Raw genomic sequence first — 12,576 nt, 5'->3', positions numbered from 1 at the left:
TGAGATGACCGCAGGCGAGCTTGGCGTTCAAATCATTCAATTACTGTTGATCGCAATTCCCATTGCCAGCGTGAGTTGGACTATTACCCACGAAGAGATCTTCCGCGAGCCTCGTGAGTTCTGCATACGCTGCAGCAAGCAGGCTCCACATCTGCTGCAACGCAAGTTCTTCTACCTCTTTACCTGCGAATACTGCTTCAGTCACTGGGTGGCATTCATTTTCCAACTAATCACCCACTTCCGTCTGGTCTATCAGGATTGGCGCGGATCGGTCCTCGGCTTCTTCGCCCTGGTCTGGATCGCGAACCAATACATCTCGATATTCGACCGCCTGCGGCTCGACATCAAGCGCGAGCGCGTAGAAATCAAAGGCGAAGAGCACGAAGTAAGACAAAAGACTGGAGATGGACAGCGCAAAGCGGCGTGAATCAGCCGTTGCAAAACGTTGTCTCGCATTTCTCGACCGCAAAGCACGATAATGGAACGCTGCAACTGCCATGGTTCGCAGACGCTCAATGCCGTGCATATTTCACTCAGCGTTTCTGTTGTTCATCTTGAGCTCATTACTATCCGCCCAAGCGCCGCCGACCGCGAGATCGACCACTTCAGCAACGCCGACCTTTCGTGCGAACTCGAGGCTCGTACAGTTCGATGTCATCGTGCTCGACGGAAATGGCCGTCCGATTCGCGGGCTGGCGCAAAACGATTTCAAGATCTTCGAGGATGGCAAACCTCAGCAGGTACGCTCATTTGACGCGCATGAAACAAAGCTGACGGCGCAGCCGCAAGAACCATTCCATCTGCCACCGCACCAATATACGAACGTCCCTGTAGACGAACCTCGCGGTCCTCTCACAGTCATACTCTTCGACACACTCAATACTCCAACGCTCGACCAGTCCGCGGCGCGTCGTCATCTCATCGAATTTCTAAACGAGCTGCCGCGCGGCCAACAAACTGCATTGTTCACCCTCGGCACGCGTCTGCGAATGGTTCAGAGCTTTACCGGACAATCGGATGTTCTGCTTGCTGCCGCACAAAGGATTCTGTCGAGCCAATCTCCTCTGCTCACTACTGAAAAGGAACATCAACGAAATGAGGATGACCTCATTTACCGCGAGCGGATGACCACTCCGACGGTGACCGGACCAGGCTCGGGTGCGGCCCCACAAGCGCCGCAGGACTCAGATCTCCTGGCGGGAACAACGGCGAGGTTGCGCGATGCTCTTACAACACAAGAGCAGTACCAGATTACTCAGAGAGTTGGAATCACCCTGAGTTCACTGGTGGAGCTGGCGGCGATGTTGCAAGGCTATCCCGGACGAAAGAACCTGCTTTGGCTCTCAGGAACTTTTCCGTTCAGTTTTGGTCCAAATCCATTCGTACGTTCCGAGCAACATGACCGCAGCAATTTCGACATTGCTGTCCATCAAGCCACTTCGCTGTTATCGGCGGCGCAAGTGGCGGTGTACCCCATCGACGCCACAGGCCTTCACACTCATGGCGTCGATCTGACTAATACCGGCGAAAGCATGACCGGCTTTGACTCCAGCACGCAGATGCCGCGCATGAATGCAGGATTCGCGCGCCAGATGCAGGAAGAAAGCGACGCACAAACCACAATGGACGAGATCGCAGAGCAGACCGGCGGAAAAGCCTTCTACGGAACCAATGGCCTGAAGACGGCGATGCAGCGCAGCGTTGACCAGACATCCTGCTACTACACAATTGCCTATGAGCCCCAAAACCAGGATTGGAACGGCAAGTTTCGTCGCATCAGCCTCAAGACAGAGCGCCCCGGAGCAACGCTGCAATATCGGCGTGGCTATTACGCGTTTCCTGAACCGGAACACACGCCCCAAGAGTCGACTATCAAACTGGCGGCGGCGATGCGTCCTGACATGCCGGACTCGACCGCTCTCTACTTTAAAGCACAAGTGCTACCGCCCGATACTGACCATCACTCAGTTCGAATCACGTATCTGATTAATCCGCAGCAAATCACTTTTACGGATGCTGCCGAAGGCCGGAAACACGCATTCCTCGATCTGCTGGCCGTGGCTTGGGACCGAAATGGGAAGGATGTAGGGCATTCGGCCGACACAATCGACGCAACCCTCACGCAGGCCGAGTATCTCAAAGTTCTTCGCACCGGACTGCAGGCATCGCAGGAGGTTACCGTGAAGCCCAGCGCGTATCGCGTCAGAGTTGGCGCTGTGGATCGTCTTAGCCAACAAGTAGGAACGATCGATGTTCTGCTGTCTAATGCTCCGCCAAAATAACGTGGATCCGTCCGCCCTCGGCCGGGTGTTTTGCTTAGGATGTCGTGGTCCTGCGAGTTTGCGATGGTCGTCTACTTCACGAGTCACGCGAGATGAGAATCAAAACGGGGCCCGCCCGGCCGGAGACACGTTTTGCTTCAGCTTACATTCCTGACGGAGGCGCCTGATCCTCATCCTCCGGCTTCTCCGGACGCCTCGGCAGTTCCTTCTCAATCGGCTTGCGCGGAAACATCTGATCACGCATCGCGGCGTTATAGACGAAGTCCGCGACAATCACCGCGATCTGCCGCAGATCGTCGAACTGCAAACGGTCATAGACGTCCATATTGGAGTGGTGCGTTCGGGTGTCGTACTCAATTGGATCCTGGATGAACTGGAATCCTGGAATGCCGACCGCATCGAACGAGAGATGGTCGGTGCCCCCCGTGGAACGCATCGTGAGCGTATCCATGCCGAGATCTTTGAACGGATGCATCCAGGCTTCGAAGATCGGCTGCACTCCAGCGTTCTCCTGCATGTACACGCCGCGGATCTTTCCTGTCCCATTATCGATGTTGAAGTAAACCGACACCTTCGCCTGCTCCGCCTTCACCGTTACCGCTCCGGCTTCTCGACGCCGAAGCGTTGGCATACCTTGCATTGCAGGAGTATCCATTGGTGGACGCGATCCAAAATGGTGCTGCACGTACCATTGAGAGCCCAGCAAGCCCTCCTCTTCGCCGCTCCACAGCCCAATGCGAATCGTCCGCCGCGGCTTCACTCCCAACGATTGCAGAATCCTCACTGCCTCCATCATCACGATGCTGCCCGCACCGTTGTCAGTTGCGCCTGTGCCTGTATGCCATGAATCGAGATGCGCTCCGAGCATCACGACCTCATCTCTCTTGTCGGCGCCAGGGATCTCAGCGATCGTGTCGTACTGCTCGTCAGCGTCGGACCAGTTGTTCTTTACATTGATCTCGAGCTGCACCGGTGTCTTCTGCTCCAGCAGGCGTGCCACGCGATCCCACTGCTCAATCGCCAGCGTCAATTGTGGTACCGCAGCCTGGGGCTCGCTCTTGCGATATGCACCACCACCCTGCACGAAGACAGTTCCTCCGCCCGCGGCTCCGCGACTGCGGTCGATCACCGCCAGCGGCTTTTCGTCAGCAAAGAACTGATTCAGATCCCGCTGAAACTGCTGGCGTCTCTGCTGCTCTTGCGGACTAAACGCCGGCCTCTCGCTTGGCAGTTCGTAATTCCCGACGTCTGCCAACGACTTTTCCGTGTAGCGCTCGTATGGCGGTTCCACAATGGGCTTCACGTCCACCAGCTCACCGAGGATCGCAATCTTCCCGGCCAGCTTGCCCTTGTACTTTTCAAAATCCTGCTTGGTCCTGATGTTGGCGCGAACGCAATCGCCGTGAATTGCACCGTCGGTTCCGGGAGTCCACGCCTTCGGATAAGCGATAACCGTTTGCGTATCCGGCGACAGCATGCGCACATTGACATACTCATTCCACCAGCCGCGTCCGAACGGTCCCCAGGCTTCGAGGTGAGCATTGACCAGACCGAATTTCGTTAGCTGATCGCGAGTCCACTCATTCGCGCGCTTCATGTTCGGTGAACCCGTGAGCCGCGGACCGATGTTTTCGATGAGCCCTTCGGCAATCTCCTTGATCTTCGAATTACGAAAACCCTCATAACGGATCTTCGTCACCATATCGAGATCGACTTTTTCCTGAGTTTGTGCAAAGGCAAGCACGGATAGAAAGGGAAGTGAGCAAACCAGCAGACGGCGGGTCGCGAATTTCAAACGATGACCTCCAACCATGATTCAATTTTTCGGGATCTTGGGCTCGCGCCTGCCTGTTGACGCTCACCCGGCACTCTGCAGCCCACAGGTGCAGCAAGGAATACTATCAGCACCGCGTGGGACGAGCGGGCATGGCGCAGCAACCAACCAGTGGCCGGCAGCTTTCCCCCGGCGCACGAAATTGTTGACGACTCCCATCTTCGCCAGGCGGGCGCCGGACGCTCCATTTCTGGGGGGCTACGCCCTAGGAACCATACTGTAAAATTCCGGATAGATGTCCCAAACCGCCCAGGCAGAGACGCGCCCAGCCGCCGAAGTTGTGCGTACGGCTCACGTGGCGCAGGCACCTAACGGCGTCTGCTACGCCTTAGTCGGCGAGAACACCATCAGCGCGCAGGACGTTGAGCGCGCAGTGGGAGCGGTGCCACCGGCAATTGCCGCGGCATTACAACGCAAGGCGTACTATTTCGTCCCACTCACAGTGGGTGAAGGTGACGATACCCGCATCGCCGAGCGCTACGACAGCGAGCTGAGCGACCATGCCGTTTGCCATCGCAACTACACCGTAAGCGGCTCGCAATGTGTTTTTATCTCAACGCGCGTGATGGACGACCGGTTCTCGGTGGCCTTTGAGTTCTTTATTAATGTAGGCCATGCCTTCGTGGAGAAAGCAGGAGTGTCCGAAGAGTTCGCTGAAATCGTGTGGAGACAAGCCGAAAGCAATGTCCGTGGCGAAAGCAGCATGGATGCCTTCGAATTGCGCAAACTCGCTACCGGCAACTCCGGCGATCGCGAAAAGGCACGCCACGAATATCTGAACGCAACCTTTGCCGACGCCATCGCCGTGTATCTGCTATCGCTCGCGGTAGATGTCGACTACTATGATCTGCGCGAACGCGATTACCCTCTCTTAGCTCCTGGACCGCTTGGCGAACGCCTGCGCAAGTGCGCGGAATTATTTCCGCCGAATCCCGGATACGAATTCGCAATTCATTACCGCCGTCGATAAAATTGAGCATTATCGGATAGTGGCTTTTATTCTCTTTCCTGGAAACCGCTGGTTATAAACCATCTGCGTGTTTATCACCGCGATATTCCCGCAGGATTCGCCGTCGTGACTTCAATCCATATGCGTGCTGAGGACGGAGTAGCGCAAACCTCTGAACGGAGCGCGCAGCTCCGTGTGGACCAGCTCTCGATTTTCCCGCCGCTGCTCTGGATTTGCGGGAGAATTGCCAAGAGGTAAACGAGAATGGCACAAGATGTCTCGAAAGGTCCGTCGTCGGAACGCAACGTCAACCAAGGCAATCAAAACCTCACATTCCGCTGTGCAGACGTGGGTCAGAGCAGCTGCGATTGGCAGACAAAGGGAAAGAGTGAAGACGAAATTTTTCCCAAGATCGAGCAGCATGCTCGAGAAGTCCATCACATGAATATGGACGAAAACACCCGCTCAAAAGTGCGAGGAGCAATCCGCCGGCAAGCAGCCTAGCAATGCGTCTAACTTTTAGAACGCCCCGCATTGGTGGGGCGTTTCTACTTTGAAGTTGCAGACGCCCACGCCAAGCCGCAACTTCGGGCTGATCCGCCGTCCTGCAGCCGTGAATGATAAGTTTAGGTTCATCAATGGCTGCAACCGCGCGTTTTCGCCATTCACTTGTTGTGCTCGCCTTGTTGTTCCTGGCTTTGCTGCTGGCAGCCCAGGAAAACAGGAGTACGCCAAACTCTGGCCAGGTTGCATCTGCTGCACGAATTCCGGATGAGTGCTGGTCAACCGATCGCGTTGCCTCAGGACTCCAACAGAAACTTGCTCTTGAGCCTAGTGCAGCACTTTACGATGAGCTTGGCGTGCAGTTTGGCCGAACGGGAAACTACGATTGCGCAACGGGCGCATTTGAAACTGCGCTCGCGATTGATCCCACAGCAACGCAGGCGCGCTACGATCTCGCTCTCGCGCTGATCCAGAATCACAATCCGCAGCGTGCCGTTCAGGAACTGGCCGCAGTTATCCAGCAACAGCCGAACTCGTTCACCGCCCACAACGCGCGTGGATTGGCGCTGCAGGATTTGCGCAAACCTGATGATGCCGCGCAAGAATTCCGCCGCGCCATTGCAATCAATCCGCAGTTTGCGCTTGCCTATTACGACCTTGCTCAACTGATGAGTTGGCAAGGGAGCTACAATGCGGCGGCGTATTACCTGGAGCAGGGGCTTGCTGCTTCACCGGCGGCGCCAATCTCGTTGCAGATGAAAACGGCTCTAGCTGTTGCCCGCTCGCAACTCGGCAATTATGCAAGCGCCATTCCTCTCTTGCAGGAGGCGGTAGCAGCCAACCCAAATACAGCAGAGCTGCATTACGATCTGGCTACGGCGTACGCGCATCGCGGGAATTATCGTGATGCGGTGATGGAATACAAAGAAACCTTGCGACTCGATCCAGGCAGGGCAGACACTCAGCTTCTGCTCGCCAAGGCACTGCTGAACCAAAGCGCTGTCGAGGAGGCCCTTCCATATCTGAGTGACTATACGCATCGCAATCCAGCGAATGCGGAAGGCCTGGAAATATTCGGTGACGCGCTGAAAGATTCTAACCATCCGGATGAAGCAATAGCGGTGTTGAAGCGCGCACTCAAAGTGAACCCCTCCAGCTATAAAGCTCATTACGATCTTGGAGTCGTTCTGGGCCGTGCCGGCCGTATGGATGAGGCCATTCGGGAGTTGGAGACGGCAGTGAAACTGAAACCCGCCGGTGCGGAGGCGAGATATCAACTCGCTCGTCTGCTGGCGAGAAACAAGCAAGAGGCTGCCGCTAAGCAGCAATTCGCAGCTTTCGACCAGCTCAAGCAGAAAGAAGAGCAGCAGGCAAAGGCTGCTTTTCTCAGCAATCAAGCCAACGATTTGCTCGAGCAAAAACGGGCTAGGGAAGCGGCGGACCTCTATGGCAAAGCCGTGTTGCTTGACAATAACGACGCAAGATTGCACTACAATCTTGCGGTTGCACTTTCCCAAATTGGAGACAAGTCAGCAGAGCAGCTCGAACTGGAAAAATCCATTTCTCTCGACGCCAGGTTCGCTCCGGCCCACAATCAACTCGGTGCGCTGCTCCTCTCTCAAGGCCGTCTCTCTGATGCTGAGCGCGAATTCACAAATGCGCTCGACATCGATCCACAGTCTGCGGATGCTCTCAACAATTTAGGCACTGCGCTTGGCCGGCAGGCAAGAAACGAAGATGCGGAGAGATTGTTTCGCCGAGCAATTGAGATCGATCCGCAATCTGCGCTGGGTCATGTCAACCTGGGACTTATGTACGCTTCGGCTGGTAAGTACGGCGATGCCGAAGCGCAATTCCGGACAGCGTTGCGACTCCAGCCCGGCAGTAGGAATGCCCTAACCGCTCTCGGTATATTTCAGGGAAAGACTGGCCGTCGGGCCGAGTCGGTGGAAACGTTGCGCAAGGTAGTCGCATTAGATCCGACGTTAGCGGACGTCCACCTGAATCTGGGAATCGCTCTTGGCGATAACAACGACCTTCAGGGGGCGCTGAATCAATTCTCGGAGGCAGCTCGCCTCGCTCCAGATTCGGCAATGGCTCACTACAATCGCGGCAGAGTTCTCTACGCGCTGCATCGCAACCAAGAGGCCCACGAGGCGCTGGCAACCGCTGTGAAGCTCTCACCAAATTACATCGACGCGCTCCTTCTGCTAGGAGTCCTTGAGCATTCTTCTCCCTACGCCACCCAGCTCTTTCAACGTGTCGTTGAACTCGAACCCACAAATGCTGAGGCGCGTTTTTATCTCGGCCGCAGCCTGCTTCAGGAGGGGAAGAGAGATGAAGCAATTGCGCAATGGAAGAAGGCGGTTGATGCAGACCCCGATTATCTGCCCGCGCTCTCCAGCCTTACTCGAGTGCTGACGCAAATGAAGAGTTCCGATTCGGGAGAGTACGCCGCGCGCCTCCAGGCATTGCAGCAGAAGCAACAGACCATTGAACGGGTGAAAGAGCTGAACAACTTCGCACTTCGTGCTGCCGAAGAACAAAGGTGGGACCAGGCAGTTAGTCAATTACAGGACGCAATTGATCTTTGCAGGCAATGCGTTCAACTCGGAGTGCTGAGAAAAAATATGGGACTCATTTATGCGCGAAAAGGTGACACAGAACACGCACGGGAGGAACTACAGATTGCGTTGAAACTGCTGCCGAACGGGCCAGACTTGATCGCTGCCAAAAAAGCCCTGGATCAGCTACAGGCATCTGCTACTTCGGCGCATTGAGAGTTCGTCTGTCCGCCCTTTGACAATTTCAATGAGTTTGGGGCGGCGGCTCGTCGATCTTTACAATCCGATCGCCTCGCACATGCTCCATCCTTTGCATAATCCCACTCGGCCATTTGATTTCGATGCTCTGGGCCTCAGTTGCGGGACCAAGACCGAAGTGCACCCGCTTATCGCTGGACGAAAGATAGCTGCTGGCCGTAGTCACAGTCGCAAATTGTGAACCCGATCTGGTGACCAGCTTTACTTCCGCTCCGATCGCATCGCGGTTGCTCGTGTGTCCGAGAAGCTCCAAAGCGAGCCAATGATTCTGATTCACCGTCTTGTTCATCAGCATGTGTATGGGGCCGTCATTCGTGGTTACAACCGCGTCCAGGCGACCGTCGTTGTCGATGTCGCCGATGGCCATGCCTCTGCCTACCCAAGATTGTTGGAGCCCAGGTCCCGAGAACGCCGAGACGTCTTCAAAATCCTTGCCGGTGTTGTGCGCAAGCAACATCGGTTCGCGATAGCGGAGGTTAGGAGAGGTTAGCTCAATCGTGTCGAGATCATGTCCCTGAGTTACCAGTAAATCCTTCCAGCCATCGTTGTCGTAGTCGAAGAAGCGCACGCCCCAACCGGAGTGGAGCGCCGTCATGCGTCCCATCCCGGAACTGAGGCTTGTGTAGGAAAAACTGGCGTCCCCTCTGTTCTGATACAACGCATACCGCTGGTTGGCCAGATCTGTGACTACCAAATCGGGAAGCCCGTCATTGTCATAGTCGGCGAAATCGACTCCCATGCCCGCATAGGTGTGACCGTCTCCATCGACGGCCGCCTCGGAGACCAGACCGACCTCCTCGAAACTGCCGTCTCCTTTGTTGCGATAGAGAAATTCGCGCATGGAATCGTTCGCCACATAGAGATCGACGCGACCATCGCGATCGTAGTCGGCTAATGCGATGCCTAGTCCTCTGCCCTCTTTCGAGATTCCCGTCTTTTGCGACACTTCCGTGAAGTGGCCATTGCGGTCATTGTGATAGACGAGCGGCGAGATCGGCGGAAAGACTTCCGGCTGGCAGTACGCGCGATATCCTTTCTTGCGCTCGCCGCACCACACATCGCTGAAGCCCCACTCCACATAGCGCAGCACCACGAGGTCGAGGCGGCCGTCATTGTCGAGGTCCACCCACGCGGCGCTTGTTGACCACCCGCCGCCACGGACTCCGGCCTTCTCCGTGACATCAGTGAACGTCCCATTGCCGTTGTTGTGATAAAGGCGATTGCCGCCGTACGCAGTGACGAAAAGGTCCTCGAAGCCGTCATTGTCATAGTCGCCGACCGCGACTCCCATGCCGTAGCCTTGGCCTTGCAACCCCGCTCTTTCGGTTACGTCCTCGAAGGTGCCGTCTGCCTTCTGGTGATACAGCCGATTCCAGTACTTCGGGCCGGTCTTCTGCGGAATCGTTCCTTTAGGCGTCGGATCGTTCAGGGGAGCGCCGTTTACGAGAAATAAATCAAGCCGACCGTCATTGTCGTAGTCAAACAGCGCAACTCCGGCCCCCATGGTCTCAAGTAAGTATTTTTTGGAGGTGTGCGATGCCTGGTATTCGAACTTAATTCCGCTCGTTCGCGCAAAGTCGACGAAGTTCCCAGCAGCGTTTTCTTGCACGCGTCCGGTTTGCTTCGCAGCTTGAGTCATTCCGAATGCGGCGAATAGCGAAGAGAAGATCAATACAGCTCGAACGCGGGTCACGTTTCGGACCAGGCAGCTCCAGCCGCTGGAGAAATCATCTTGAGAAAGGCTTTTCGATCCATGAGGCAGCCAGTATAACGACGCGCAGGCGTTCTGCTTCTTGATATCCTCTTGCGGGGCACGATGCCGAGTGTGCATTTCGAGCAGTGAAATTGCGCCTCAGAACCCCACTCCACGATTGTGATTGCGAGATATGCAAGAGGAAATGGAACAACTCAATCGGCGAATTTTTCTTAAGCTCAGCGGCGCTGCTGCCGTGGGACTCGCCGGAAGCAAGGTCTATCCCCAGACTCCCGAAGCGGCAAATACCGGAGCCCTCACCAGCCGAAGCGCGCCCGTGAATCCAATCGTGCTCAGATCGGCGGAGCTGGAGGTTGTCCTCGACCGGCATGATGGCCTGCCGTATGAGTATCGGTTGCTGCGTGGAAACCGCCGGATGCTTGGCGAAGACCTTGGCAAGCCGATCGCCGTCACTTTCTATGATAAGTCTTCCGGAACGATCAAAAATGCTAATGCTTCGGTCCAGAAATACTCTGAACTGAAGGAGCATTCCGATCTGCTGTTTCAGATTCAGGACGGCTCGCAGTCCGCTGTAAGTTTTGTGATCGCCTACATAGTTGAAGCGGCTACGCTTCGCGTAGTGCTCTACGCAGTTCGCGAATCTCCCGGATACGAGCTCATCGAAGTAGCTCTGCCGCGACTGGCTGCGGTTCGAGAAGAAGATGGAGCATCATGGCTCGCCCACGGCGACGATGGCGGCTGGCTCGCCACTCTCAAAGATGCATCCCCCGGACTGCTGACGCCGAATACCTTTTGGGGAAATGTGTCGGCGACTTTGCCAGTGGTAATGGTTGGAACGGATCATGCGATCTGCGTGCAGGAAACTACCGCTTTCATGGATGGCACCACACTTGCTGTAAGCGGCGAGCCGGGCAAGCGACGCGCATCGCTCGGAACCATTAAATGCCATCGCGTAAACGGAACGCTCTGCTATGACATGAATACGGGCCCGGGAACTCCGCGGAATTGCGGAAATCGGCAGACTCGCAACTTACTGATCGAACAGGAGTCACAATGTCGTCTGGACTTCCTCAGTACTCCGGGCGACAAGACTTCGCTGACCTGGTTCGACGCGGCCAAGCTTGTTCGCAAGCGCATGCCGCCGATCCCGAATCATCTTTACGACAACGCGTTTGTCTATGGCATTCGTTGCGATGAGCCCAGCTATCCCAAAGCTTCATCGACCTTTGAGCAGTGCGAACAGCTCATCCACCAAATCGCAGAGCTGACTGACTATTCTCCGCAGATCGTCCATCTCTGGGGCTGGCAATATCGCGGCAAGGACACCGGCTATCCCGCAGTGCAGGAGGTCAACCAGCGCATCGGCGGCTACGACGGAATGATGAAGTTGATGGAAAAGGCGAAAGCTTACAACTGCATCGCGACGCTCTCCGACAATTACGATGATGCGTACCGCAGCAGTCCGGCGTGGGATGAGAAGATCATCGCGCGCCGTCCCGATGGCGAGCTCTGGGAGAGCCGTAACTGGACTGGGGAGAACTCCTACATCATCGGACTGGCCAAGTATATGGACGGTCCCGGAATGGAACGCGTTCGCTATACCTGCGAGCGTTACAAGCTGCCGAAGACTACGCACGTGGACGTGCTCTCGTATTTCTCGATCCGCAACGACTGGGATCCGGAACATCCGGCAAGCGGGATCAAGAACCTGCGCGATGGGCGCTACAAGATCCTGCACGAGTTCGCCAAGCGCGGAGTCGACGTAAGCTCCGAAGCGCTGCGCTACGCATTCATCGGCAAGATCAGTTCCTTCTGGTACATGACGGGACCGGGAACCTGTCCCTTCGGCGGCACCGCGATTCCGCTGCTAGCAACCATCTATCGCAAGAGCGCGGTCTGGGGACAATCAGGCAGAACCACGACGGTTGCCGAACGGATCATGAAAACGTTGTTCTACAACGGCTGTTCGCATGCGATCGTCCGCGCGGACATGAATCTGAATGACGCGCTCGATACCTTCTATCTGATCATGGTTCCCTGGTTTCAACTACACGCGCGCCACATCGAGTCGTTCCGGCGCGAGGGAGAAAGAACTGTTATAGGGGTGGAGGATAATGCGGTGATCGACATCGATTGGAATGCCAAGGCCTACACCGCCTCACTCGACGGTTCGCCGATTTGTTCCGAGGCAGGCACGTTCTGTCCCTTGGATACAGACCGAATCGCGTTCTACTCGCTCACTGCTCAAGAGCTGACGGCCAATTTGCCTCGTGGTTGGCAAGCCAGCGAAGTTCGTGCGTCCAAGTTAAGCGCGAACGGCGCTGAGGAGTTTCAGATCAGCGTGGACGGAAGCCGGGTTAAAGCGCGAGTTGAAGCCCGCATACCGGTAATCGCTTATCGGAACGATGCGGTGCGGCGCCAACGTCGGCCAACGGTATCGTGAAGCATCTTGCTTGATTCCCTGAGAGGTT

At 56.0% G+C, this 12,576-nt stretch carries 8 protein-coding genes; 6 read left to right on the top strand and 2 right to left on the bottom strand.

Annotated features, from left to right (window positions below; translation table 11 throughout):
• The first annotated feature begins 4 nt into the window (after positions 1 to 4).
• Both DMG62_12390 and DMG62_12385 read left to right on the top strand, forming a co-directional pair.
• Positions 5 to 427, top strand: coding sequence for a hypothetical protein (locus tag DMG62_12390; GenBank protein PYY22653.1), 423 nt, complete (start codon positions 5 to 7; stop codon positions 425 to 427).
• A gap of 70 nt (positions 428 to 497) precedes the next feature.
• Positions 498 to 2,282 (top strand): hypothetical protein, encoded by a 1,785-nt coding sequence (locus DMG62_12385; GenBank protein ID PYY22652.1) that lies wholly within the window; start codon positions 498 to 500, stop codon positions 2,280 to 2,282.
• Between the two features lie 142 nt (positions 2,283 to 2,424).
• Here the strand turns inward: DMG62_12385 and DMG62_12380 are convergent, their stop codons facing one another.
• Positions 2,425 to 4,095, bottom strand: a complete 1,671-nt coding sequence (locus DMG62_12380) for a peptidase M28 (GenBank protein PYY22651.1) — start codon at positions 4,093 to 4,095, stop codon at positions 2,425 to 2,427.
• Positions 4,096 to 4,351: 256 nt separating this feature from the next.
• Between DMG62_12380 and DMG62_12375 the strand changes: the two genes are divergently transcribed.
• The 3 genes from DMG62_12375 to DMG62_12365 all read left to right on the top strand — a co-directional run bounded on the left by DMG62_12375 (position 4,352) and on the right by DMG62_12365 (position 8,349).
• A complete protein-coding gene (locus tag DMG62_12375) occupies positions 4,352 to 5,086 on the top strand; it encodes a hypothetical protein (protein ID PYY22650.1) in 735 nt (244 codons plus the stop codon).
• A gap of 243 nt (positions 5,087 to 5,329) precedes the next feature.
• Positions 5,330 to 5,569 carry a hypothetical protein gene (locus DMG62_12370; GenBank protein PYY22649.1) on the top strand — a complete coding sequence of 80 codons (240 nt, stop codon included), beginning with the start codon at positions 5,330 to 5,332 and terminating at the stop codon, positions 5,567 to 5,569.
• Between the two features lie 113 nt (positions 5,570 to 5,682).
• Positions 5,683 to 8,349, top strand: a complete 2,667-nt coding sequence (locus DMG62_12365; protein PYY22648.1) for a hypothetical protein — start codon at positions 5,683 to 5,685, stop codon at positions 8,347 to 8,349.
• A gap of 28 nt (positions 8,350 to 8,377) precedes the next feature.
• Here the strand turns inward: DMG62_12365 and DMG62_12360 are convergent, their stop codons facing one another.
• A complete protein-coding gene (locus DMG62_12360; protein ID PYY22689.1) occupies positions 8,378 to 9,895 on the bottom strand; it encodes an RNA-binding protein in 1,518 nt (505 codons plus the stop codon).
• 382 nt (positions 9,896 to 10,277) lie between these two features.
• On the opposite strand from DMG62_12360, the gene DMG62_12355 reads away from it, so the two are divergent.
• On the top strand, positions 10,278 to 12,548 hold the full coding sequence (locus DMG62_12355) for a hypothetical protein (protein ID PYY22647.1): 2,271 nt from the start codon (positions 10,278 to 10,280) through the stop codon (positions 12,546 to 12,548).
• The last annotated feature ends 28 nt before the right edge of the window (positions 12,549 to 12,576 follow it).

It is taken from the genome of Acidobacteriota bacterium, assembly GCA_003225175.1.
Lineage (GTDB): Bacteria > Acidobacteriota > Terriglobia > Terriglobales > Acidobacteriaceae > Gp1-AA112.
Note: the sequence above shows the minus strand (reverse complement) of the source record. Positions and strands in the feature narration are given on the sequence as shown.

What these genes read in the sequence shown, in the direction of transcription:
- DMG62_12390 (PYY22653.1), top strand. Translation starts at nt 5, where the DNA reads ATGACCGCAGGCGAGCTTGGCGTTCAAATCATTCAATTACTGTTGATC.
- DMG62_12385 (PYY22652.1), top strand. Translation starts at nt 498, where the DNA reads ATGGTTCGCAGACGCTCAATGCCGTGCATATTTCACTCAGCGTTTCTG.
- DMG62_12380 (PYY22651.1), bottom strand. Translation starts at nt 4,095, where the DNA reads ATGGTTGGAGGTCATCGTTTGAAATTCGCGACCCGCCGTCTGCTGGTT.
- DMG62_12375 (PYY22650.1), top strand. Translation starts at nt 4,352, where the DNA reads ATGTCCCAAACCGCCCAGGCAGAGACGCGCCCAGCCGCCGAAGTTGTG.
- DMG62_12370 (PYY22649.1), top strand. Translation starts at nt 5,330, where the DNA reads ATGGCACAAGATGTCTCGAAAGGTCCGTCGTCGGAACGCAACGTCAAC.
- DMG62_12365 (PYY22648.1), top strand. Translation starts at nt 5,683, where the DNA reads ATGATAAGTTTAGGTTCATCAATGGCTGCAACCGCGCGTTTTCGCCAT.
- DMG62_12360 (PYY22689.1), bottom strand. Translation starts at nt 9,895, where the DNA reads ATGGGGGCCGGAGTTGCGCTGTTTGACTACGACAATGACGGTCGGCTT.
- DMG62_12355 (PYY22647.1), top strand. Translation starts at nt 10,278, where the DNA reads ATGCAAGAGGAAATGGAACAACTCAATCGGCGAATTTTTCTTAAGCTC.